Origin of the sequence: Holtiella tumoricola, assembly GCF_027857615.1 — a bacterium.
Taxonomy (GTDB): Bacteria; Bacillota; Clostridia; order Lachnospirales; family Cellulosilyticaceae; genus Holtiella; species Holtiella tumoricola.
In genome coordinates, this window is record NZ_JAQIFT010000013.1 from 33556 (window position 1) to 57887 (window position 24332).

Here is a 24332-nt window from a genome sequence, read left to right on the forward strand (position 1 = left end):
CCTTTTTATTTTCAATTAATATTCTTTTTCTGGTATAAAAGCCTCACAGCTCATGGCTATACCTGTTGGTGTAATAAGCAGTGGATTCGCTGGTTTAATGGTCTTAACACCAACTGTCTTTTCAAAGATTTGTTCCATTCCCTGTAAACAGCACGTACCGCCGCAAAGATAAATAGCATCGATTTGATAACCTTCAATATGATTTTTAACAATGGTAGCCATCTTCTCAATAACGGCCTTAACATGCCCTAATACTTCTCTTTGATGGGCTGGATCCTTTTTGAAAACTTCTGCTTCTTCTACTGGCAAATGATGACTCCCTGCTAGTACAAGAGTAAGATGCGTACCACCTGTAGGTTCATCTGCAACATAAACGACTTTATCATCTTTGAAGATCGAAAGTCCCGTGGTGCCACCTCCTATATCTACAACCGCACCATCTGTAATATGCAATACATTATTTGCAGCCGTAGGTTCATCTAGAACTTGGCTTACTTCCATTTCTGCACCTTCTACAACATAACAATGTGTTTTAATACTTGACTCCGTTCCAGGTGGCATTGCAATAGAAGCTCTAAGTAATCTTACACCTAGTCTTGTTTCTAACTTCTCTTTGAGATTTTTGACTATTTTAAGTGCACCTACATAATCTACAATAATACCATCTTTTAATACATGTGCTTCTTGAAGCTCTGAGGCCACTGGTTCATCTTGTTCATTTAAAACGACTATCCCTATATATGCAGTTCCTAAGTCCACACCTACCTTAAGTTTATCACCTTTTTGATAGAAAGTTTCCTTCAAACTCTTTTCTACTTTCTCTATTTGAGCCTCAACTAATCTTTCATTATACATAAGCTGCTCCCTCATGATTATTGTCTTCTCTTTAAAGTTTAGAAAAGAGTGAGGGCTTTGCATAGGGGTAGCTAAATAAATTATTCAATATTTCCTGATGGGCCTCTAAATAAGTACTGCCCTTTTCTTTCATTAATCACTTTTCCTTCTTTCACCACTTGTTCTCCTCTTAAGAAAACGTATTCCGCACGCCCTTTAACACAAAGACCTTCATAGGGTGTATAATCTACCGATTGTACCTGAGTCGTACTTGAAAGTTTCGTTTCATAGTTAGGATTCCAAATGACTAAATCTGCATCACTTCCGACTTCAATAGTCCCTTTAGCTGGATAAAGTCCAAATAGCTTTGCCGTTTTTGTGCTGAGTAGCTCTGCCATTTGCTTCAAGCTTATATGTCCTTTATCTACACCATATGTATAGATCAGTTGTGGACGATGCTCAATACCTGGGATACCATTGGGAATTTCACTAAAATCTGCTAATCCTTGCCTTTTTTGTGTGGCAAAGTTAAAGGCACAATGATCCGTACTAATGGTTTGAATAAGCCCTGTGTGTATGCCTTGCCAAAGTGCTTGTTGATCTTGTTTTGTTCTAAGAGGCGGTGATAACACATACTTAGCACTTTCAAACTCCTTTAACTGATAAGCATGTTCATCTAAAATGAGATATTGCGGACAAGTTTCCACATAAACGATTTGTCCTCTTTCTTTAGCACGCTCGATTGCTTCTAGCCCCTTTTGAGTACTCAAATGGACAATATGAACAGGTGTACCTGCTAAATAAGCAATATCTAAGAACCTTCCTATTGCTTCACTTTCTACAATATCAGGGCGTGAAGCGGCATGGGCACGGGGCCCAAAATGCCCACTGTCTTTTTGAGCCTGAGTAAGTACCTTGACTAAATCTCCATTTTCACAATGACAGCCTACAATGCCACCTATATGATCAACAGCTTGTAAAATCTCAAATAGTATATCATCACTTACTCTTAAGGCATCATAAGCCATATATACTTTAAACGAAGTGACGCCTATATCTTTTATAAAAAGCATTTCTTTACCTGTTTGTTCGTTCCAATCCGTAATCGCTAAATGGAAGCCATAATCTGTACAGCTCTTTCCATTTGCCTTTTGATGCCATACTTTGATAGCATCCATAAGACTTTCACCCTTTTCTTGGGTAGCAAAATCTATAATGGTTGTTGTGCCACCTACTAATGCTGCTTTTGTTCCTGTATAAAAATCATCCGAAGTATGTGCCTTGCCTGTATCCATATCTAAGTGAGTATGAGCATCTATAAAGCCTGGAAAGATAATGTTTCCATAAGCTTCAACAATCTGATCAGCCGTACGTATTTGTCCTATACCGCTGATCACCCCCTCATCTATTAATAAATCAGTAGGTCCTACTTCAGGGTTCGTTGCTAAAATTGCACCTTTAATCAGTAAAGACACATTTTCACCCCTTCTTGTGGCTTAAAAGATTTAAAAAGATGTTGGCAATAATGCCTACAATACATACACTTGCTACAGCATCACTAAAAATAAATTGTAAAAATGGATGAAAATGCGCTGTTACTTCTGGAAGTGCTGTAAGTCCATATCCTATTGCAAAAGTAACAGATAAAATTAATACATTTTTTTCAGTAAATCCTGCTTTGGCAAGCATTTTAAAACCATTAATTAAAATCATCGCAAAAACTGTAATCACTGCTCCACCTAAAACACTAGAAGGCATCGCTGCAAAGACTGCACCTACTTTAGGTACAATACTTGCGAGTATAAGTACAGCTGCCCCCATAGCAATACAGAATTTATTGACTACTTTAGTCATAGCTACAATCCCTGCATTCTGACCAAATGCTGTGTTTGGAAGGCAGTTAAATAGTCCTGCTACCTGAGAACCAATAGCATCTGCCAAAATAGCACCTTGATTTTCACTTGGCGTTGCTTCTCTATTAAAAGCTGCCATGGTAATACCGCTTGTATTGCCTAATGTTTCTAAACCAGAAACAATATAAACAGCAGCAAAAGCCATAATGGCATCTAATCTAAATTCTGGTTTAAAATATAAAGGCATTGGAATGGTAAACCAACTTGCTTCCATTACCGGTGTTAAGTCTACCTTGCCCATCATAAGGGCTACTATAAACCCTACTACTAAACCAATGAGTAACGCTGTCACTTTGAAAAATCCCTTTCCGTAGCGCTGTAAAACAATAACAATGAGAAAAACCAAGCTTCCAAGGAATAAGTTTTCTAACGAACCAAAGTCACTTGCACCTACACCTCCGGCAAAGTAATTGGCACCTATCCCAAGGAGCTTAATACCGATTGTTACAAGTACAGCACCAATGATCACAGGAGAAAAAATATTTTTCGCTGGCTTTATAAGAAGCCCCATAATAATTTCAACAAATGCACCAACTAAGATGCCGCCAAAAACTGCTTGAATCCCATAGCTAGCTGCTATAGTTGATAAGGTCGGAACAAAAGCAAAAGCTGTTCCCATGACAATCGGAAGGTTGGCACCTATTTGTAGATTCTTTCCAAGCTTTATAGGATAAAGTTGAATAAACGTAGCAAGCCCTGATACAAGCATAGCGCATTGAATCATTAATACCCGTTCTTGCATACTCACACCAGCGATACCTGCTACAATAAAAATAGGTGCTAAATTTCCTGCAAACATAGCTAGAACGTGTTGTAATCCTAGTGGAACAGCAACTGAAAGACTAGGACGCCCCTCCAGCTGATAAATAAGGTTCCTATCTTCTTCCTTACTTGCTTTCATGGTCTACCCCCACTATACGGGTTCCTGTTGAACCTTCTATACCTTCCTTAGCCTTTTCAAGTAAAGTAATAATAGCTGTTCTACCTACACTAGAAGCTGCAAAATCTAGAGCTGCTTCTACTTTGGGAAGCATAGAACCTTTAGCAAAATGTCCTTCTTCGATATATTTCTGAGCTTCAGCAACAGTAAGGGTATCTAACCATTTTTCATTAGGTTTATTAAAATTGATCGCTACTTTCTCTACCGCAGTTAAAATAATAAGACAATCTGCATGGAGGGCTTTAGCGAGTTCACAACTTGCAAAATCTTTATCAATAACAGCGCCTGAACCTGAAAGATGGTTACCTTTTGCAATGACTGGAATACCTCCTCCGCCAGCAGCAATGACGACTTGACCTGCATCAAGTAAAGTCTTTATTGTTTCCATTTCGATAATACGCTTAGGTCTAGGAGAAGCAATGACACGTCGATAGCCACGTCCGGCATCCTCCATCACAGAGTACCCTTTTAAAACAAGTTCATCAGCTTCCTCTTTGGTCATAAAGCGCCCAATGGGTTTAGTAGGATTGTCAAAAGCTTTATCATTAGGATCAACTTCTACTTGCGTAATTAATGTAACAACAGACTTTGTAATACTTCGATTTAAAAGCTCTTCTCTTAAAGCATTTTGAAGGTCATATCCAATATATCCTTGACTCATGGCTACACAAACAGACATTGGAATCACACTGGTTTCTGGATTGGCTTTATGCATTTCACCCATAGCTACATTAATCATGCCGACTTGAGGGCCATTTCCATGTGAAATGACCACCTCATATCCGGCTTCAATTAAATCCCCGATTGCCCGGGCTGTATGTTTAACTGCAAGCATTTGTTCTGCTAAATTATTTCCTAAAGCATTTCCCCCTAAAGCAATGACAACACGTTTTGCCATTTTAAACACCTCCACGTCTTTTTAATGCCTGCGACGTTCTTTCCCTTCTTGATATAACTTTTTAAGTAAAGCAGCTGGATCTTGTGCTTTAGCGAGGAAGATCATAGCAGCAATAATATAAGGTTTATAAGAAGCTTCTTTATAAAGTGGGTCACGATAACGATCAAACACAGAAGCAGCTACTTCCCCATGTTCACAACTTACATCACTAATATCTGCTGGTAAACAGTGAAGGTAAAGTGCTTTACCCTCTTTAGTGGTTGCCATTAGTTCTTCCGTACACTCCCAATCCATATGTTTTGCATTCTCAGCAAGGAGTTCTTTTTCAAGTGCTTTAATTCCCTCGGCATCACCTTTAGCATAAAGATCTGTACGTTTTTCCATGGCGTGATAAGGTGCCCAGCTCTTTGGATAAACGATATCAGCATCTTTAAAGGCTTCTGCCATAGAGTATGTTTTTGTAAAGCTACCACCTGAAGCTTCTGCTTGTTTAGCAGCTAATTCTTCTACATCATTCATAATTTCATAACCTTCTGGATGGGCAAGTACAACATCCATACCCATACGTGTCATAAGTCCTACAATACCTTGTGGCACAGAAAGTGGTTTACCATAAGAAGGTGAATAAGCCCATGTCATGGCAACTTTCTTACCTTTTAAGTTTTCGATGCCGCCAAACTCATGAATAATGTGTAACATATCTGCCATAGCTTGTGTCGGATGGTCAATGTCACATTGAAGATTCACAAGTGTTGGACGTTGTTCTAAGATCCCTTTTCTATAGCCCTCTTCTACAGACTCCGTTACTTCATGCATGTAAGTATTACCTTTTCCAATGTACATATCATCGCGGATACCAATAACATCTGCCATAAAGGAAATCATATTAGCCGTTTCACGTACTGTTTCACCATGAGCAATTTGTGACTTGCCTTCATCTAAATCTTGAACTTCTAATCCAAGTAAGTTACAAGCTGAAGCAAAACTAAAACGTGTACGTGTAGAATTATCTCTAAAGAGTGAAATACCAAGTCCACTATCAAAGATTTTAGTAGAGATATTTTGACTTCTTAAATAACGCAAAGTGTCTGCTACTGTAAAAACAGCTTCTAGTTCTTCAAAGCTTTTTTCCCAAGTAAGGAAAAAGTCATTTTGATACATATCTTTAATGTGGAGATGTTCTAACTTTTTAATGGCCTCTTCAAATTGAAACATAATTATTTGTCCCCCTTAGCATATAGTGATGGAATTTCAGCATAAACTGCTGCACATTTAACAAGATCTGCTTTCCAAGTTTTTTCGTTTGGCGCATGGGCTTCACATTCTTTTCCCGGGCCAAAACCAACACAAGGAATACCAAAACGTCCCATAATAGATACACCGTTTGTTGAGAAGGTCCATTTATCTACAAATGGTGTGCCGTATAAATCTGTATATGAAGCTACAACAGCTTGTGTAGCAGGGTGTTCTTCAGGTACAACCCAAGCAGGGAAATAGCAATCTGTTGGATACACTAACTTAGTCCAGCTTGGTGAGTCATAAGTATACATCGTTACTTGTGCATTGTATTTTTGAACAGATGGCAAATTACGAATTTCTTCTAAAGCCATTTCATACGTTTCACCAGCTGTAAGACGTCTATCAATGGAAATTGCACTCATATCTGCAACTGCACAACGAGAAGGTGAGTTATAGAAAGATTGTGATACGGTCAGAGTCCCTTTCCCTAAGAAAGCATCTGTATGAAGACGATTATTAAGTGCTTTCACTTCACTGATAATTTCGGCCATTTTATAAATCGCATTATCACCGCGTTCTGGTGCAGAACCGTGGCAAGAGATTCCTTTAACTTCTACACGAATTTCCATACGCCCTCTTTGACCACGATAGATATTGCCATCAGTAGGTTCTGTAATAACTACAAATTCTGGACGTACTTTGTCTTCTTGTATAATGTATTGCCAGCATAAACCATCACAGTCTTCTTCTTGAACAGTCCCAGTTACTAAGACTTGATAGCCTTCTGGAATAAGGTCTAAATCTTTCATAATCTTTGCCCCATAGACAGATGAAACAATACCTCCAAGTTGATCAGATGCACCACGTCCGCCAATCTCTTCTTCTGTTTCATAACCTAAGTAAGGATCAAATGTCCAGTTACTACGTTCACCAATGCCTACCGTATCAATATGTGCATCAAAACCAATAATTTTTTCTCCTGTACCCATATAGCCTAATACATTTCCCATTGGATCAACGACCACTTTATCAAAGCCTACTTGCTTCATTTCTTTTGCAATACGATGAATAACCAATTCTTCTGTACAACTTTCACCAGGAATAGCAATTAAGTCTCTTAAAAATGCTGTCATAGCCTCTTTGTACTGCTCTGCTAATACTTTAATACGGTTTGTTTCCATGTTTTTACTCCTCCTCAAAATGATGATTCCATACAATATGTCTATAATGATCAGGATCTGTATCCCCTTCTGTTGAGAAGAGTAAGACAACAGATTCTTCATTTAAACCGAGTTCATCTTTAAGTGACTTAAGATTTTCATCCTCCATTAAACTTGCTAAAAATCCTAATGGGACTGCACCCGATTCACCAGAAATCACTTGTGGATCTCCTTTTAATGGTGCGCCAAGTACACACATCCCTTTTGCAGCTACCCAGTCTGGGCAAGAAACGAAATAATCTGTGTGATTTTTCAGAATTTCCCAGGAAATGGTATTTGGTTCACCACATGCAAGACCTGCCATAATGGTTGGCATATCTCCTGTTACAATACGTATCTGCCCATCTCCTGCCTTGGCTGACTTATAAAGGCAGGCTGCTTCTGAAGCTTCGACCACAACATTAGTAATACCACCTTCAGGATAACGGTTAGCAACATAGCCTATTACCGCACCCGCTAGTGAACCTACACCCGCTTGCACAAAAACATGGGTTGGTTTTTTCCCAAGTTGATCAAGTGCTTCTTTAACCATAGTTCCATATCCTTGCATAATCCAAGCCGGAATTTCAGTATAGCCATCCCAAGCTGTATCTTGTACGACGACACCACCAGGTGTTTTGTTGGCTGCTGCTGTAGCAAGACGTACGCATTCATCATAGTTTACTTCTTCTATAGTTGCTATTGCACCTTCTTTTTGAATATTGTGTAAGCGAATGGCTTGTGAGCCTTTTGGCATAAAGACTACTGATTTTTGCCCTAGTTTGTTCGCTGACCAAGCTACACCTCTTCCATGGTTACCATCTGTTGCTGTAAAGAAGGTGATTTCTCCAACTTGCTTTTTGGTGTCATCAGAAGTAAAAGAATCATAGGTGAGTTCACTTAAGTCCTTACCTAAAACTTTAGCAATATGTTTCCCCATCGCTGCTGAACCACCTAGTACTTTGAAAGCATTTAAACCAAAACGGTAAGATTCATCTTTAACATAAATGCCACCTAATCCATAGTACCCTGCTAAGTGCTGTAAACTTTGAAGAGGCGTTACCTCATACATAGGAAAACTTTGATGAAAATTTTGAACCTTCTCAATCTCTTTTACTGCCATAACTGGTAGTGTTTCATCTTCTGTCTTTGCCATTTGATTGTGTACCCATTTAATCTGTTCCATATGATCCTCTCTTTCTCTATGCAATTATGTTTTTGTCTTATCCATATAGTGATATAACGTATATTTAGAAATGCCAAAGCATTCTGCTACTTTATCACCTGATTTTGTAATTAAAAATGCCCCAGATTCTTCTAAGTATTGAATGGCACGCATTTTATCTTCTTTGTTCATCATTGTAATCGGCTTACCCACGATTTGAATAGAACGTTCAATGAGTTCTTCTAATAAATCTTCTACACGTGTTGTAATCTTTTGAGGTACTAAAGGTTTATGAGATGTACCACCCATCCAACCCTCTAAAATATTTTGAGCAACTTGAAGTTTAGAAAGGTCATAATTAATGGATAAAATGCCTTCAATTTGTCCACTTTTATTTCTTATGTAAATAGTACTTGACCTAAGTAGGCGACCATCTTCTGTTACAGTACAATAACCTGCTTCATCTTCTACTTGCGGATTATGAAGCGCATTCAGTACAACTTCTGAAGGTCCGTCTCCTACTTTTCTATGGGTGACATGACCATTTTCAATGCACTTAACGGTATGATCTTTATCCTTTACGGTCAAATCATGGATGAGCACCTCACAATCTGTTCCAAATTGTTTGGCCAATGCTTGGGTTAAGCGATCTAGAAATTCTACAGGTATCTCACTGAGCATAAGTTTTCTCCTTACCTTATGGATTCAATGTGCCTAGTGGACTGGCTGTTTAGTTGTCATAATGATGTCTCACACATTGGTTAATAAATATATATGCATACTTTCCAAGAGTAGAAACGAAATACGAAAATTTTCTAAAAAATTTTTAGCAGTTCTTAAAAAGTTTTTGGAATGAGTCTTGTTCCACAGTCATATTTTAAAGTAACAAGAAAAATTCAAGGAGGATATTATGTTACTTATTGGAAATGGAACACTAATTACTCATGATACTTCAAGCCCTCTTCTAGAAAATGGATGTATTGCCATACAAAATGACACGATTATTGACATTGGTCCGACCACAGTGTTGAAAGCAAAATACCTTGGTGCCTCCTTTATTGACGCCAAAAAAGGGATGATTATGCCAGGTCTTATTAATACACACAACCATATTTATAGCGCTTTTGCTCGTGGTGCCAATCTAGGTGGTCCCACACCTCATAATTTTTTAGATATTCTTGAATCACTCTGGTGGAAACTAGATCGATTACTAACGGTTGAAGATACCAGATATAGTGCTTACTGGACTTATTTAGATGGGATAAAAAATGGGGTAACCACTGTATGTGATCATCACGCAAGTTATGGAGAAATACCAGGAAGTCTCTTTGCTATTTCTGAAGTAGCAGAAGAATTAGGCTTACGTACCTCTCTTTGTTATGAAGTTTCTGATCGTGATGGGACAGCTAAAATGCGTGAAGCAGTAGAAGAAAATGTAGCTTTTATGAAAGCAACTAAAAATAAAAAAACACAAAAAGGTATGATGGGGCTTCATGCTTCCTTTACCCTTTCGGATGCTACGCTTGATTACTGTGCGAGCCAGATACCTGATGGATTTGGTTATCATATTCATGTAGCTGAAGGTATGGATGACGTTTATGATAGCTTAAAGAAATACAGCAAACGTGTACTCTTTAGATTACATGACCATAACATTTTAGGATCACATACAATTTGTGGTCACTGTATTCATATTACACCTAGCGAAATGGACCTCTTAAAAGCTACTGATACCATGGTCGTACACAATCCCGAAAGTAATATGGGCAATGCTGTAGGTTGTCCACCTGTACTCGAACTTTATCATAAGGACATTTTACTTGGACTTGGAACAGATGGTTATACCAATGACCTATTTGAATCTTTAAAAGTTGCAAATATCTTACATAAACATCATACTTGTAATCCTTCTGTCGCTTGGACTGAAATGCCTCATATGCTCTTTAAAGGTAATCCGATGATCATAAATCGTCTCTTTAATGAACAAGTTGGTGTCTTAAAAGTAGGCGCAAGTGCAGATGTCATTGTTGTAGATTATGTACCACAAACACCACTTACCGCTACAAACTATATGAGCCATATTTTATTTGGCCTTACAGGTCGCCAAGTCACAACAACGGTTGCAAGAGGACAAATTCTTATGAAGGATCGTGAAATTCTAGTTGCTGATGAAGAAGCTCTAATGGCTAAGTCTCGTGAAAAAGCTGCTGCCTTGTGGGCACGTGCTTAATCTATTGATTACAAAAAAGAATGTGAGGGAATAAAATGAATGATCGTATGACACCCCTAAGCTTTGATGCACTTATGCAATGGGCATTAAAAGACCCTAAACACATTATGGGCGTAACCCCTATTGCTATCAGTGAGAAAGTTTCAGTACCCCCTTTTAAACTTTATGAAGAAAGTCTTGAAATGCCTTTTGGACCTGCTGCAGGACCTCATACACAATTGGCTCAAAATATTATTGCAGCCTATGTAGGTGGTGCTAGATTTTTTGAACTTAAAACGGTTCAAACATTAGATGGAGAAGATTTACCTGTCGCTAAACCTTGTATTTTAGCCAGCGATGAAGCTTATAACGTAGAATGGTCTACAGAATTAACCGTACCAGAGGCACAAGCCGAATACATTAAAGCTTGGTTTGCACTCAAGCTCCTTTCAAAAGTCTATCACCTAGGTGACCCAAATGGCTTTATCTTTAATATGAGCGTGGGCTATGACTTAACAGGCATTCGTTCACCTAAAATTGATGCCTTTATTGAAGGTTTAAAAGATGCCAGTCATACTACAATCTGGAAAACTTGCATGGACTGGGCTAAAAATAATCTAGCCTGTCTTCCTTCTATTGATTTAGATTATATTGAACAGATCTCACCTCATGTTTCTCGTTCCATTACACTTTCTACACTTCACGGTTGCCCTCCTGATGAAATTGAGCGTATTGCAACCTATTTACTTACAAGTAAACAAGTGCATACCTTTATTAAATGTAATCCTACACTTTTAGGTTATACCTATGTACGTGAGAAGCTTAACGAAATGGGTTATGCATACATGGATTTTGACAGTCATCATTTTGACCATGACCTTCAATTTAATGAAGCTGTACCACTTATTCGTCGTATGCAGCAACTAGCCCAAGACCTAGGGCTAACCTTTGGAGTCAAACTTACCAATACCTTTCCTGTTAAAATTACACGTAATGAATTACCAGGTGAAGAAATGTACTTATCAGGACGTGCACTCTTTCCACTTAGTATAAGCTTAGCTACTAAATTAAGTGAGGCCTTTTCAGGCATGCTTCCTATGTCTTTTTCTGGTGGTGCAGATGCCTTTAACTTAATGGAACTCTTCAAAGCAGGTCTCTATCCTATTACATGTGCAACTACATTACTTAAACCAGGAGGCTACAATAGGTTCCGTCAAATAGCAAAAACCTTTATCCAAGCTTTAGAAACAAACACCCTAACTGGCACACCCGCTCTACCTACTCATTGTGAAACACTCCGTCAATTAACCTCTACTATGGTCACAGACTCTCACTATACTAAGCCACTCAAACCAACACTTCCAAAGAAATTCCCTTATGCAAGCCCACTTTTAGACTGTACGATTGCACCTTGTACAAAAGGCTGCCCTATTGAACAAGATATTCCGCTTTATACACGTCTTGTTGCTTCTGAAAAATACGAAGAAGCCTTACAAGTCATTACAGATAAGAATCCACTTCCATTTATGACTGGTACACTTTGTAATCACCTTTGTACCCGCTCTTGTAGACGTAACTTCTATGAAGAATCTCTTGCCATACGAGAAATGAAGCTAGAAGCTGCAAAAAATGGATTAATGTCTCTTCTGACTTCTATGGGTACACCTCCTACTCACCTTTGCGACCATCGTGTAGCCATTATTGGTGGTGGTCCTGCCGGACTAAGTGCAGCCTACTTCTTAGCACGTTCAGGTATGGACGTTACTGTTTTTGAAAAAGAAAAGAGTCTTGGCGGTGTAGTACGCTATATTATTCCTGAGTTTAGAATCAGCCTTAAAGCTATTAACAGTGACCTATGCTTCATCAATCAATGGGGTATTTCTTTTGAAACAGGTAAAACTGTTCATTCTACCCAGTCCCTAAAAGATGCTGGCTATCACTATATTGTTGTTGCAACAGGTGCAACTGTCCCTGGCACTTTAAAATTGAATGGTATGACACCACTTCCTTCTCTAGAGTTCTTGAGACAGTATAAAGAAAGTCAAGGTGCACTCAATCTCGGGCGCCATGTCATCGTTATTGGTGGTGGTAATACAGCTATGGATGCCGCAAGAGCAGCTAAACGTGTTCCGGGCGTAGAAACAGTAACTATTGTTTATCGTAGAACAAAAGCCTATATGCCTGCTGATGTAGAAGAATTAGACGCTGCTATAAGCGAAGGTATTCTTTTTGAAGAACTCCTAAGTCCTAAAAACTACAAGGAGAATCAACTGATTTGCCAACGTATGCAATTAGGTGAAGCGGATGCCAGTGGCCGTATGCGCCCTATTCCTCTTGAAGAAGTCATCTCATTAGCCGCTGATACTATTATTTCTGCTATAGGTGATCAAATTGATCAAGACTTCTTTGCTAAAAACCAAATACCACTTACCGATGGTGGAATGGTTCAATACGATGAAAGTTCTTTAGAAGTGACACCTAACGTCTTTATAGCAGGAGATGTCAAACAAGGTCCAGCTACAATCGTCAAAGCTATTGCTGATGGACGTCTAGTAGCAGATACCATTTTACAACGTGAGCAACTTACGTATCCTTCTCTTGAACTAAATATAGATATGGCAACAATCGCTTATCCTACTTCTTCTTGCTATGGCATTCTAAAAAAAGCTCAGACGGGGCATCAAGAAGCCAATCGTTGCCTAGGATGTGATACAACATGTAGCTGTTGTGTAGATGTCTGCCCTAATCGAGCAAACCTTGCACTAGAAGTTGATGGTCAAACCCAAATTGTACATCTTGATGCACTGTGTAATGCTTGTGGTAACTGTAGTGCTTTCTGCCCTTATGAAAGCTCACCCTATCTTACAAAATTTACACTTTTTAATACTTTGAAAGATTTCGAATCCAGTACTAATCCAGGTTGCTTCGTTGTAGATCTAGCATCCCAGCGTTTACGTTTACGTCTTAACGGCGAAGATTCAATTATTGACCTTCAAACATGGAATAAAGAACCAAAGCTTCGTGCCCTTCTTACAATGCTTTTGAAGGATTACACCTATTTAATAGGTCTAGGAAAATAGGAGGAAAAAATGCCTACTTTTAGTGTAAATGGCAAGACCATTACAACAACCCAAACAAAGAAGTTATTGCCCTTCTTAAGAGATGACTTAGGACTTACTTCTGTCAAAGATGGTTGCTCAGAAGGTGCTTGTGGAACCTGTATGGTTCTTATTGATGGTAAAGCTACAAAAGCCTGTATCCCAAAACTTAGTACACTTGATGGCAAAGAAATTATAACTGTAGAAGGTCTGACACCTCGTGAACAAGATGTATATCGCTATGCCTTTTTAGAAGCAGGAGCCGTTCAATGCGGCTTCTGTATTCCTGGCATGGTCATCTCAGCTAAAGCTCTTCTTGATAAAAATTTGTCTCCTACGCCTTTTGAAGTCAAAGCTACAATCAAAAATAATATCTGTCGTTGCACAGGTTATAAAAAGATTGAAAAAGCAATTCTTCTTGCGGCTGAGCTTTTTAGCAACCAAACGGTGGTTCCCTCTTCTTCTCCTTCTGGACTAGTTGGTGAAGCCTTTGACCGTATTGATGCCTCAGATAAAATTCTAGGACGTGCAGAGTACGTCAATGATATGACATTCCCTGGTATGCTCTATGGCTCCGCCCTTCGCAGTGCTTATCCACGTGCGGTTGTAAATCATATTGATTTCCAAGAGGCGCTTAAAGTAGATGGTGTTGTGTGTATTTTAACAGCCAAAGATATTCCTGGTAACCCTATTATCGGCCACCTTAGAAAAGATTGGGATGTACTCATTAAAGAAGGTGATACCACACGTTATGTAGGCGATGCCCTTGCACTTGTTGCTGCAAAGACAAAGGAAAGTTTGGAACAAGCTAAAAAGCTGATCCACGTAGACTATACACCCCTTGATCCTATCACAAGCCCTACTGAAGCTATGCAACCCAACGCCCCTTTAATCCATGAAGGCGGTAATATTCTACAAACTGAAAAGCTGGTTCGTGGGGATGCCACAAGCCGCATTCAAAGTTCTAAATATGTTGTAACCACCCATTACAGCACACCATTTACTGAACATGCTTTCTTAGAACCTGAAACAGCCATAGCCCTTCCTGATAAAGAGGGTATACTCATTTACTCTGCTGATCAGGGCGCTTATCAGACCCGTACAGAATGTGCAAGTATGCTTGGTCTCCCGCCTGAAAAGGTACGTGTCATTGGTAAAACCGTTGGTGGTGGCTTTGGTGGAAAAGAAGATATGAGTGTACAACATCATGCGGCGCTTCTTGCCTACCATACAAAGGCTCCTGTCAAAGTCAGCCTTACCCGTGCTGAAAGTATTAAGGTACACCCTAAACGCCATGCAATGGAAATGGACTTTACAACAGCTTGTGATGAAAATGGTTATTTAACTGGGATGAAAGCAGTTATTATTTCAGATACTGGCGCGTATGCTTCATTAGGGGGACCTGTATTACAACGTGCCTGTACCCATGCTGCTGGTCCTTATAACTATCAAGATATTGATATTGTTGGTCATGCTGTTTATACCAACAATCCACCAGCCGGTGCATTTAGAGGATTTGGTGTAACCCAAAGCTGCTTTGCTACCGAATGTAACTTAAATAAATTAGCTGAAATGGTAGGCATTAGCCCTTATGAGATTCGCTATCGTAACGCCATAAGACCTGGTCAAGTACTCCCCAATGGACAAATTGCAGACGATTCTACAGCCTTAGTCGAAACACTAGAAGCTGTTAAACCTACCTATGATGCCCATCCTTATGTAGGGATTGCATGTGCTATGAAAAATGCAGGTTTAGGTGTTGGTATCCCAGATACAGGCCGTTGCAAACTTGAAGTCAAAGATGAACAGGTCCATATTCTAACCAGTGCTGCTTGTATTGGCCAAGGTCTTGGTACGATCTTAACTCAAATAGTTTGTGAGACTACTCATTTAAACCCAGCACAAATCATTCATGATCCACCTGATACAATGCGTACACCTAACTCAGGTAATACAACTGCTTCTCGTCAAACTTTATTTACAGGTGAGGCTACTAGACTCGCAGCGCTAAAACTTGCTACTGCTTTAGAAAAACATTCTCTTAAAGCATTAGATGGTGAAGTCTTTGAAGGAGAATATGTAGGTGTTACTGATAAAATGGGATCTGATAAGCCTAACCCTATTAGTCATATTGCCTATGGTTATGCAACACACGTGGTTGTTCTAGATCAACATGGCATGCTCCAAAAAGTTGTAGCTGCTCACGACGTTGGCCGTGCCATCAATCCTAAAGCTACTGAAGGTCAAGTAGAAGGTGGTGTGACCATGAGCTTAGGTTATGCACTTACGGAAGATTATCCTTTAGATCATGCTATTCCAACTGCAAAATTCGGTACACTTGGTCTCTTTAAATCCCCTAATGTACCAGATATTGAAGTTCAATTAATTGAAAAAAGTACCTCTTCTTTAGCTTATGGTGCAAAGGGTATCGGTGAAATTTGCTCTATTCCAACTGCTCCCGCTGTTGCCCTTGCTTATTATGTATTAGACGGTAATTTCCGTACACAGCTCCCACTACTTGATACACCTTATACACCTGCATCACGTAAAACAAAACACTGAAACTACATATGACAGCACTAAAATCTTATAATTTTTATAAATCACAAGGGAGGGATAAAATGAGTATTGGTGAAAGTGTTAAACGTGTGGATGCCTATGAGAAAGTGACAGGACGTGCAAAGTACACAGATGATTTATGCCCTAGAAATGCTCTTATTGCCAAAGTACTTCATAGTACAATAGCAAACGGATGGGTCAAAAAACTGGAAATAGATGAAGCTTTAAAAGTAAAAGGTGTTGTCAAAATTGTTACCTGTTTTGATGTCCCAAACTATCCTTTCCCAACAGCTGGTCATCCATGGTCTACTGATCCTAAGCATCAAGATGTAGCCGATCGTCTACTGCTCAATCAGCGTGTACGCTACTATGGTGATGACATTGCTGCTGTTATCGCTGAAGATGAAGTTGCAGCAACAAAGGCTTTAAGCCTAATTGAAGTAACTTATGAGGAACTTCCACCTATTCTAGACCCCAAAGAGGTCTTAGCCTCTGATACTCAACCACTTCATACAGCCTATCCTAATAACATATTGGCACATACCAATTACGAAGTGGGCAACTATAAAGAAGCCGCAAAAGATACTGATTTGATTTGGTTTGAGGATGAATATGCAACTCAAATTGTACAGCATTGTCATATTGAACCACCTGTATCCTTTGCCTATGAAGAAAATCACCGTATTACAGTTGTTTCCTCTACTCAGATTCCACATATTATGCGACGTGTCATTTCTCAGGCTTTAGGTATTCCTTTTGGAAAAATACGTGTAATCAAACCTTATATTGGCGGTGGTTTTGGAAATAAACAAGATGTACTTTACGAACCACTCAACGCTTTCTTGTGTACACAGGTAGGGGGTAAATGTGTTAAATTAGAAATTTCTCGTGAAGAAACCTTCCATTGTACAAGAACAAGACATAGCATCTCTTTTAAAGTTAAATCTGGTGTTCGAAAAGATGGTCGTATCGTCTGTCGTTCTATGGAAGCTATTTCTAACCAAGGTGCTTATGCTTCTCATGGGCATGCCATTGTTGCCAACGCTGTAACAGGCTTTAGACACATCTATCAAGCTGAAAAAGCCGTTAAAGCAGATGCTTATACCGTATTTACTAACCTACCTGCCGGAGGTGCAATGCGTGGTTACGGTATTCCTCAATTAGCCTTTGCTTCTGAAGCACAAATGGATGATATCGCCTATAAGCTGAATTTAGATCCTATAGAAATCAGAAAGCAAAATATGATGAAACTGGGTTACAAAGATCCTTTCTTAGGAATCACATGCCACTCTTCTGGTCTTGAAGAATGTATTGAAAAGGGCCGCCATTATATAGACTGGGATAATAAGCTAAAGGCTTACCAAAACCAAACAGGACCTATCAGACGTGGTGTAGGTATGGCTATTTTTAGCTATAAGACAGGTGTATATCCTATTTCTCTTGAAACAGCTAGTTGTAGGATGATCTTAAATCAAGATGGTTCAATTCAAATTCAACTAGGTGCTACTGAAATAGGCCAAGGAGCCGATACCGTCTTTAGCCAAATGGCTGCCGATACCATTGGTTTAACCCTTGACCGTATTAATATTGTCTCTCAGCAAGATACAGACATTACACCATTTGATACAGGTGCCTATGCTTCACGACAAACTTATGTAAGTGGTATGGCTGTTAAGGAGACCGCTACCCTCTTTAAAGAAAAAGTTATTGCCTATGCCAGTTACTTCTTAAAGTTGCCTTCAAGTAACTTAGATATTAAGCATAATGCCATAGTTCATCGTACAACAAATGAAGTACTCATAGGTATGGATGCATTGGCATTAGAAGCTTTTTATAGCCTAGATTATTGCCAGCATATTACTGCTGAAAAAACAATTCAATGCAAAAATAACACCCTTTCCTTTGGGGCATGCTTTGTAGAAATTGAAGTGGATATGCCGCTTGCTAAAATTAAAGTTTTAGACATTATCAATGTTCATGACAGTGGCGTACTTATCAATCCTCAGCTCGCAGCTGCACAAGTTCATGGTGGTATGAGTATGGGACTTGGTTATGGCTTAAGTGAACAACTTCTCTTTGATGCCAAGGGTAAACCGCTTAATCCAAACTTACTGGATTACAAATTACCAACAAGTATGGATACACCTGACCTTATGACTGACTTTGTAGAAACCGTTGATCCAAGTGGACCTTATGGCAATAAATCTTTAGGTGAGCCACCTGCTATCCCCGTTGCACCAGCCCTACGCAATGCACTTTTGCACGCAACAGGTGTAGCTGTTAATGATATCCCACTTAATCCACATATTCTTTTTGAAAAATTCCGAGCTCACGGGCTTATTTAGGAGGGAATGTTATGTACGATTTAGACAACATGCAAGTACCCACCACACTTATGGAGGCTGTAAAAAGCAAGCATACCAATCCAGAGGCAGTTTTTATAGCTGGCGGGACCGATGTTCTAATTAAAATGAGAGAAGGCAAATTAGCTGGTAAATCCTTAATTAGTCTTCATGATATCAAAGTATTAAAAGGTGTAACCATAGATGACGCAGGGATGATATGCATTCGTCCAGCCACTACCTTCAGCCATATTACTTATGATCCTATTATACAGAAACATCTCCCTATGCTCGGTCTTGCTGTGGATCAAGTAGGTGGTCCACAAATCAGAAATATGGGAACCATTGGAGGCAATATTTGTAACGGTGTAACAAGTGCTGATAGCGCTTCTACTCTTTTCACCTACAATGCTGAACTTGAGATTATGAGTTATCCTGACTTAAGTCGCCGCGTATCTATTCATGATTTTTATAAAGGCCCAGGCAGAGTTGACTTAAGCTCTAATGAACTCCTTACAGGGATTTATATTAAAAAAGAGAATTATGATGGCTTCCATGGACACTATATTAAATACGCTATGCGTAATGCCATGGATATTGCAACACTAGGTTGTGCTGTCAATGTAAAACTAGATGAAAACAAACAAACCATTGAAGAAGCAAGGCTTGCCTTTGGTGTAGCAGGCCCTACTCCAATGCGCTGTCCACATGCTGAAGCAGCTATTTGCGGTCAACCTCTTAATCAACATACACTAGAGTTATTTAGCGAAACTGCACTTACAGAAGTTAATCCACGTACCTCATGGCGTGCTTCAAAAGATTTCCGTTTACAGCTTGTAAAAGAGCTCAGTCACCGAGGACTTATGGAAGCTATTCACTTAGGAGGAGGAAAAATCAATGATTAAAGTTATTCACTGCATAGTAAATGGTAAAGAACAAGAGGTTCCTGTAGATGTTAGAGAATCTCTTGCAGATACACTCAGAAATCGTTTAGGTCTTACAAGCGTGAAAAAAGGTTGTGAAGTTGGAGAATGTGGTGCTTGTACAGTACTTGTAGATGGCGAAGCTATTGATTCATGTATTTATCTTTCTTTATGGGCAGATGGCAAATCTATTTTGACAGTAGAAGGCCTTCAGCAAGAAGAATCCCTCCTCCACCCTATTCAACAAGCTTTTGTAGATGAAGCAGCTGTACAATGCGGCTTCTGTACACCAGGACTGATTATGAGTGCTGTTGAAATCGTAGGAAGTGGCAAACGTTACTCTAGAGATGAGCTTCGTAAACTTATTTCAGGTCATCTCTGCCGTTGCACAGGCTACAATAATATCCTCAATGCTATGGAACGTATTGTGAATGAAACCCATAAATTTGTAGGTGAAGAATAAAGAGGTAAGCACGTCCTTTCCATAATAAACCTTGAGAAAAAGTAAAAAGGCAACGACTTCATCATATGAATGAGGCCGTTGCCTTTAATTATTTTAAATCTGATATTCCTAATGTAAATTTAGAAACAAACTATAACTATTAAAACAATAATTGTGCCCATTATTATATATGACCAAGGATTTCCCCAATTTAAAGTCCAAGCAAGAGCATATTGTTTTCTAATGAAAATAGCAGTATCTTCTTTATTGCAGTAGAATAATTTATTATGCTCTTTAAGCCATTGTTTTCTTTCCTCATAGGTCCATTTTCTTTTTTGCATAGTAGCCTCTATCATCAGCTAAATAATCCTTATTCCAGCAAATATTTCTTATAAAGTTGATTACTTAAAAGTGTATATTAGTAATCTAAATATTACAACAATAACTTATTAAGGTGCTTCATCACAGACTACATCATTAAAGGAGATACCTATTGAATGTGGCTTTAAGAGCTATGTAGACTTCCTATAGTAACTTATCCAAGAAATTGCCACTACTTCTAAGATAAGTGCCTAAAAATCATATCCCATTTCTTCGGTATTTATCTTATATAGATCTTCAGCATCACTAGGTTTAAAAAGCCTTATTTTTACTTTCATCTAAACATTTCCTCCACCTACATTAATATAGCTCTATCAGCTATCTATTTTCATTTATTTAATTATAACCTATTCGATTACTCAATTCACATTTAATCCTAGTACAATACCTCTCTCTAAACTATTCCATCCTCTATTTTCATGCTATAATATAAAATAATATATAATTAAATTTTCAAGGAGGATTCATATGCTAAAAGACAAATGGCTAACCATTGCTCTTTTCACTTTAGCTGGTGCAATTTTATTGAGTGGATTATGGGTTAGAGATGGGCTTTCTAATCTGAGCTTTTATGCACCTGTTTCAAATAGCAATACAGATTATAGGATTGCTAATGAGCTCAATCAATTAAATAAGACTTTGCAAAAAGCAACATCTACTTCAAATAATGAGTCCAGTCATGGAATAACTTCTTTATTGAATAATCCTAAGAATATGTATTTAGGCGAGGCTGCTAAATATTTAGATGTATCTGAAACCCAACTCAAAGAAATTATCCAAGATTCTACTTCTCAATTGCCTTATTTACAAATAAGTGATACAGCTTATATTTTTAATCAAAAAGCTTTAGATAAGTGGTTAGAAAATGGCTATGTTCTACCTAGTATACAAAAATAGGATGCCCTTCACAAAAAGCATCCTATTTTTTATTCTTTTACACGATAAGTTTGACAATCATCTGAACGGTCTAGGAATCCATATTCTATAAGTGCCCTTCTAATTGTTGCATAGTCATGATACATACGTTGAAGTATCCTATTCACTTCTTTCTCTGGATATTCTCTATCTTTTATGAAATTTTTCATTACTTCTCTTAATACAATAATCTTTTTCTTTTCTTTGGCTGGGAACTGCTTGATTGCACCATTTACATCCATATAAGCTTTAATCGTCTTCTCTCTTTCACTATCTGTAATAGCATAACGATCATCCATCATCGTAGCTGTATCATGTAAATTCTCAATGATCCCGCTGTTTGATTGCTGAATACATCTCTTGGTCTTTTCTTCTAGTGACTGCATCAATGCAACAAAAAGTTTAGCTTGCTTTTCCTTTTCTCTAAGCTTGTAGCGATGGTTACGTACTGTAGAATGGGCAATCCCTACTTCCTTTGCAATAGCTTTATCATCTTTCCCTTCAGACATAAGTATTAAAATTCTTTGCTGAATATCAGAAATCCCTATAAGTTCAGGTTTACGACCTAATAGATAGTCTACCGTCTCACCATGTTTTGCTTGCATATGTTTTTTCACTGCTCCATATGCATCATAAAGTTCCCCATCTATTTTATAGATTCTACCTTTTTCAAAGACATGCTCACATAAAACACAAACAAAGTGCTCATTTGTTTCTTTATAACCTTTTACAATCGTATCAATCTCTTCATCCCACAATTGATTGTTTTCTTCCACTTTTTCATCTCCTTACCCTAGCTCATATCTATTTTAAAGATACTTACAATGTTTTCTGATTTTAATTATATATCACGTTTACGTTTTAGTCTAGTTATAAATAAACATATTTGCATTTTGTTTATTTATAACTAATTCAATATATCATTTTGTCTATGTAAGTTAAATATATAGATTAGCATTATTCCCCTTCAATCCTCTGATTATTTATGAAAAATTGTACCTCCTAAATAACCAGAAGATAGTGCTTCCTTATTACGAAAAAAAGATGGTGTAGGCCATCCTCCTTTAATAATTTATGTATTAAATATTTATAATATATATCCTACTGTCTTCATCCCATACATCCATTCGGTTTTCTACATACTCAAATCCATATTTTTCGTATAAACCCACGTGATCCGTTGCTAGATAGACTTTAGAATAGCCTTCTTCTTTTGCAACCTTTAAGGCATGTTGGATAAGCCTTTCGCTATAGCGCTTACCTCTATAAACTACATCTGTATAAACAAATCCAATCCATGGGAATAAGTTAGTATCATCAATACAATCTTTTTGAGTTAATGTCAAAAAAGCTACCACTTTCTCATCATCCATCAGAAAGAATACCTTTCCATCCTTTCCTAATATTTTTTCAAAGCTCTTTTCTATGATTAACTTGGCTAGAAATTTACCTGCTCCCCACTCACACACCTTTAGACAATCAATAAGCTGATCTTTTTTATCATATTCTTCATATTCAATAATTTCCATGATACGTATCTCCCTATTTACCTTTTCTTTTAATGAATGCGAGGATGACTACTATAATACCTATAATACCCATACTACCTAAGCCTATAAACATCCATTTATTATCTTCATATTTATGTATGATTTCCACTTCTGCCTGCATTGTATGACTTTCTTGAATTTCTTCCACCACTTCTAACTGTACTTCTCTTTCCTCATCAAGCTTTCTCTGGGCATCAAAGTAATCACCTTGATTAATATAAGTTTCATATCTTTCAACCATATTGTATTTTTCACTAACTAACTTTAGAGTTTCATATGCGCTAGAAGTAGCTTTAAATAGCCATTGGTCATCGACTTGTTGTTCGTCTAATAATACGGCCACAATATAATCACCCTCTTGGGGGACTTCATCTGTTCCGTAGTACGTTTCAAACTTATGAACCTGTAACGCATCTTCTTCTATTGTACCCATCATAACGGTTATTGGAATAAGCGTATAATATGCTTCTTGAATCTCTTTAATCTCTCCTATAAATAAAGCTTTTTGGTTCCCTTCCATAAGCACTTCTGGAATATCTCCTGCCAAGATGTTAAAACATAGTATGATTAAGGTCATTAATAAGGTACTTATTTTTATTAAGTTACTTTTCATCTCTTTATAGGCCCCCTAATTCTTTGATTAAGTTATATCCGTAATCATTATCCAATATAGATACCGGTAACTGCTAGCATTGCTTCAATACTATTTTCTTTAAATTGTTTTTCAAATTCTTTTCTGTCTAATAAATTTAAATCTTCCTCTTGTGTACTTATCCAGCCTTCAAATACTGTTTGACCAGCACCTAATATGATTTTCACTCTATCAGCTCCCCTCCAATTTCTCTATCCTTATCATTTATTTATTAGGCTTCTAGCATTTTAATCCATTGACTAGCTTGACGTCTACTCTTCATCTCTATATAAGCTTTGTTAGGGTATTGATCTCTTAACGCTATTATTTTCTTTCTATTTGCAATTGGGAACTTCCATATAAACTTCAAAAAGTCTACAAACTCTTTATCAATCTTTTCTACACAATGGGTAGGGAAATCAGAGCGTTTCTTACCGTGCCTTTTCATTGCACTCCACATGCAAAGATAACGATTTATATTAAGATCAATAATCAGATCTGCTGCTTCATAACGAAGTTTTAAAGTACTATCATAATTTCCATCAATAATCCACTTTGTGCCTCCAATAATGCTTTGTTGTTTTTCTATCCATTCATTCCTTGGTGTCCCCACCCAATTAGGTTGCCAATATTCATTATCCAGATGAAATAATGGATAGCCCGTTACCGCTGCTATCCTTTTAGAGAAGTAACTCTTTCCACTTCCTGGACTCCCTACAATAATAATACGATTATATTCCATAATAGCCCCCCTTATAGAATGATTTCACTTTCAAAGTATTGTTCTTGAAAATCAACCTGTTCCCTTATTTCCTCCATTGTAAAAGTTATACCTTCTGGTGCAACCACCCATTTATCTTCTATATCATTTGTTCTATGAATGACGGCAATAACTCTCCCTGTAAAGGTCTTAACCGGTTCCAGAACACCTAAAATATAAGCATCTTGCTCTTCTCCATCCGGTGCCATAATACCTTCTACATAGCCATAGTTAATGGGATAATATAATTCTTTATGCTTAGGGTGATAAGTCCCCATTGCCCGGTCTACTAATACTGTCACAATTTCTCCTATCATTTTATAGCTCCTCTTTA

22 protein-coding genes are annotated in these 24332 nt (G+C 38.0%); 7 read left to right on the top strand and 15 right to left on the bottom strand.

The window, feature by feature from the left end; translation table 11 throughout:
* Positions 1-15 precede the first annotated feature (15 nt).
* The 8 genes from eutJ to PBV87_RS02830 form a co-directional block, all read right to left on the bottom strand.
* The gene (gene eutJ / locus PBV87_RS02795) at positions 16-855 is read right to left on the bottom strand and encodes an ethanolamine utilization protein EutJ (RefSeq protein WP_053985043.1); all 840 of its coding nucleotides are present in this window, start codon (positions 853-855) and stop codon (positions 16-18) included.
* A gap of 80 nt (positions 856-935) precedes the next feature.
* Complete coding sequence (gene hydA / locus PBV87_RS02800; protein ID WP_271011067.1) at positions 936-2309, bottom strand: dihydropyrimidinase; 1374 nt, start codon at positions 2307-2309, stop codon at positions 936-938.
* Between the two features lie 4 nt (positions 2310-2313).
* Entirely contained in the window at positions 2314-3648 is a 1335-nt protein-coding gene (locus PBV87_RS02805; protein WP_053985045.1) for a uracil-xanthine permease family protein, read from the bottom strand.
* Positions 3635-4585, bottom strand: coding sequence for a carbamate kinase (gene arcC, locus PBV87_RS02810; RefSeq protein ID WP_271011068.1), 951 nt, complete (start codon positions 4583-4585; stop codon positions 3635-3637). Before arcC ends, PBV87_RS02805 begins: the two co-directional genes overlap by 14 nt.
* Before the next feature lie 21 nt (positions 4586-4606).
* Entirely contained in the window at positions 4607-5800 is a 1194-nt protein-coding gene (ygeW, locus tag PBV87_RS02815; RefSeq protein ID WP_053985047.1) for a knotted carbamoyltransferase YgeW, read from the bottom strand.
* A 2-nt stretch (positions 5801-5802) separates the two neighbouring features.
* Positions 5803-7005, bottom strand: a complete 1203-nt coding sequence (locus PBV87_RS02820; RefSeq protein ID WP_271011069.1) for a YgeY family selenium metabolism-linked hydrolase — start codon at positions 7003-7005, stop codon at positions 5803-5805.
* A 4-nt stretch (positions 7006-7009) separates the two neighbouring features.
* The gene (gene dpaL, locus PBV87_RS02825) at positions 7010-8209 is read right to left on the bottom strand and encodes a diaminopropionate ammonia-lyase (RefSeq protein ID WP_053985049.1); all 1200 of its coding nucleotides are present in this window, start codon (positions 8207-8209) and stop codon (positions 7010-7012) included.
* A gap of 24 nt (positions 8210-8233) precedes the next feature.
* Positions 8234-8869, bottom strand: a complete 636-nt coding sequence (locus PBV87_RS02830; RefSeq protein WP_271011070.1) for a helix-turn-helix transcriptional regulator — start codon at positions 8867-8869, stop codon at positions 8234-8236.
* A 229-nt stretch (positions 8870-9098) separates the two neighbouring features.
* Between PBV87_RS02830 and ssnA the strand changes: the two genes are divergently transcribed.
* Genes ssnA through xdhC form a run of 6 tightly spaced genes read left to right on the top strand, consistent with a single transcriptional unit; the run spans position 9099 to position 19782 of the window.
* Positions 9099-10418, top strand: coding sequence for a putative aminohydrolase SsnA (gene ssnA, locus PBV87_RS02835; RefSeq protein ID WP_053985051.1), 1320 nt, complete (start codon positions 9099-9101; stop codon positions 10416-10418).
* A 35-nt stretch (positions 10419-10453) separates the two neighbouring features.
* Positions 10454-13477: a putative selenate reductase subunit YgfK gene (ygfK, locus tag PBV87_RS02840; RefSeq protein ID WP_271011071.1), complete on the top strand. Its 3024-nt coding sequence runs from the start codon at positions 10454-10456 to the stop codon at positions 13475-13477.
* A 9-nt stretch (positions 13478-13486) separates the two neighbouring features.
* Positions 13487-16057, top strand: a complete 2571-nt coding sequence (xdh, locus tag PBV87_RS02845) for a selenium-dependent xanthine dehydrogenase (RefSeq protein WP_271011072.1) — start codon at positions 13487-13489, stop codon at positions 16055-16057.
* 59 nt (positions 16058-16116) lie between these two features.
* Positions 16117-18399, top strand: coding sequence for a xanthine dehydrogenase subunit XdhA (xdhA, locus tag PBV87_RS02850; RefSeq protein WP_271011073.1), 2283 nt, complete (start codon positions 16117-16119; stop codon positions 18397-18399).
* Between the two features lie 11 nt (positions 18400-18410).
* A complete protein-coding gene (xdhB, locus tag PBV87_RS02855; protein WP_271011074.1) occupies positions 18411-19301 on the top strand; it encodes a xanthine dehydrogenase subunit XdhB in 891 nt (296 codons plus the stop codon).
* Positions 19294-19782, top strand: coding sequence for a xanthine dehydrogenase subunit XdhC (gene xdhC, locus PBV87_RS02860; protein WP_271011075.1), 489 nt, complete (start codon positions 19294-19296; stop codon positions 19780-19782). Before xdhB ends, xdhC begins: the two co-directional genes overlap by 8 nt.
* Positions 19783-19901: 119 nt before the next feature.
* Here xdhC and PBV87_RS02865 read toward each other — a convergent pair whose 3' ends face one another.
* Positions 19902-20102 (bottom strand): hypothetical protein, encoded by a 201-nt coding sequence (locus tag PBV87_RS02865; RefSeq protein ID WP_271011076.1) that lies wholly within the window; start codon positions 20100-20102, stop codon positions 19902-19904.
* A gap of 508 nt (positions 20103-20610) precedes the next feature.
* Here PBV87_RS02865 and PBV87_RS02870 point away from each other — a divergent pair.
* Complete coding sequence (locus tag PBV87_RS02870; RefSeq protein ID WP_271011077.1) at positions 20611-21039, top strand: hypothetical protein; 429 nt, start codon at positions 20611-20613, stop codon at positions 21037-21039.
* Positions 21040-21068: 29 nt separating this feature from the next.
* Here the strand turns inward: PBV87_RS02870 and PBV87_RS02875 are convergent, their stop codons facing one another.
* The 6 genes from PBV87_RS02875 to PBV87_RS02900 all read right to left on the bottom strand — a co-directional run bounded on the left by PBV87_RS02875 (position 21069) and on the right by PBV87_RS02900 (position 24315).
* Positions 21069-21833, bottom strand: coding sequence for a DUF2087 domain-containing protein (locus PBV87_RS02875; RefSeq protein WP_271011078.1), 765 nt, complete (start codon positions 21831-21833; stop codon positions 21069-21071).
* Positions 21834-22136: 303 nt separating this feature from the next.
* Complete coding sequence (locus PBV87_RS02880) at positions 22137-22586, bottom strand: GNAT family N-acetyltransferase (RefSeq protein WP_271011079.1); 450 nt, start codon at positions 22584-22586, stop codon at positions 22137-22139.
* 13 nt (positions 22587-22599) lie between these two features.
* The gene (locus PBV87_RS02885; RefSeq protein ID WP_271011080.1) at positions 22600-23220 is read right to left on the bottom strand and encodes a hypothetical protein; all 621 of its coding nucleotides are present in this window, start codon (positions 23218-23220) and stop codon (positions 22600-22602) included.
* A gap of 47 nt (positions 23221-23267) precedes the next feature.
* Entirely contained in the window at positions 23268-23426 is a 159-nt protein-coding gene (locus PBV87_RS02890) for a class I SAM-dependent methyltransferase (protein ID WP_271011081.1), read from the bottom strand.
* 44 nt (positions 23427-23470) lie between these two features.
* Complete coding sequence (locus tag PBV87_RS02895) at positions 23471-23980, bottom strand: P-loop NTPase family protein (protein ID WP_271011082.1); 510 nt, start codon at positions 23978-23980, stop codon at positions 23471-23473.
* A gap of 11 nt (positions 23981-23991) precedes the next feature.
* Positions 23992-24315, bottom strand: coding sequence for an inorganic pyrophosphatase (locus PBV87_RS02900; RefSeq protein WP_271011083.1), 324 nt, complete (start codon positions 24313-24315; stop codon positions 23992-23994).
* Positions 24316-24332: the final 17 nt, after the last annotated feature.

Coding starts and splice junctions, on each gene's coding strand:
- eutJ (WP_053985043.1), bottom strand. CDS start 855: ATGTATAATGAAAGATTAGTTGAGGCTCAAATAGAGAAAGTAGAAAAG.
- PBV87_RS02805 (WP_053985045.1), bottom strand. CDS start 3,648: ATGAAAGCAAGTAAGGAAGAAGATAGGAACCTTATTTATCAGCTGGAG.
- arcC (WP_271011068.1), bottom strand. CDS start 4,585: ATGGCAAAACGTGTTGTCATTGCTTTAGGGGGAAATGCTTTAGGAAAT.
- ygeW (WP_053985047.1), bottom strand. CDS start 5,800: ATGTTTCAATTTGAAGAGGCCATTAAAAAGTTAGAACATCTCCACATT.
- PBV87_RS02820 (WP_271011069.1), bottom strand. CDS start 7,005: ATGGAAACAAACCGTATTAAAGTATTAGCAGAGCAGTACAAAGAGGCT.
- dpaL (WP_053985049.1), bottom strand. CDS start 8,209: ATGGAACAGATTAAATGGGTACACAATCAAATGGCAAAGACAGAAGAT.
- PBV87_RS02830 (WP_271011070.1), bottom strand. CDS start 8,869: ATGCTCAGTGAGATACCTGTAGAATTTCTAGATCGCTTAACCCAAGCA.
- ssnA (WP_053985051.1), top strand. CDS start 9,099: ATGTTACTTATTGGAAATGGAACACTAATTACTCATGATACTTCAAGC.
- ygfK (WP_271011071.1), top strand. CDS start 10,454: ATGAATGATCGTATGACACCCCTAAGCTTTGATGCACTTATGCAATGG.
- xdh (WP_271011072.1), top strand. CDS start 13,487: ATGCCTACTTTTAGTGTAAATGGCAAGACCATTACAACAACCCAAACA.
- xdhA (WP_271011073.1), top strand. CDS start 16,117: ATGAGTATTGGTGAAAGTGTTAAACGTGTGGATGCCTATGAGAAAGTG.
- xdhB (WP_271011074.1), top strand. CDS start 18,411: ATGTACGATTTAGACAACATGCAAGTACCCACCACACTTATGGAGGCT.
- xdhC (WP_271011075.1), top strand. CDS start 19,294: ATGATTAAAGTTATTCACTGCATAGTAAATGGTAAAGAACAAGAGGTT.
- PBV87_RS02865 (WP_271011076.1), bottom strand. CDS start 20,102: ATGCAAAAAAGAAAATGGACCTATGAGGAAAGAAAACAATGGCTTAAA.
- PBV87_RS02870 (WP_271011077.1), top strand. CDS start 20,611: ATGCTAAAAGACAAATGGCTAACCATTGCTCTTTTCACTTTAGCTGGT.
- PBV87_RS02880 (WP_271011079.1), bottom strand. CDS start 22,586: ATGGAAATTATTGAATATGAAGAATATGATAAAAAAGATCAGCTTATT.
- PBV87_RS02885 (WP_271011080.1), bottom strand. CDS start 23,220: ATGAAAAGTAACTTAATAAAAATAAGTACCTTATTAATGACCTTAATC.
- PBV87_RS02895 (WP_271011082.1), bottom strand. CDS start 23,980: ATGGAATATAATCGTATTATTATTGTAGGGAGTCCAGGAAGTGGAAAG.
- PBV87_RS02900 (WP_271011083.1), bottom strand. CDS start 24,315: ATGATAGGAGAAATTGTGACAGTATTAGTAGACCGGGCAATGGGGACT.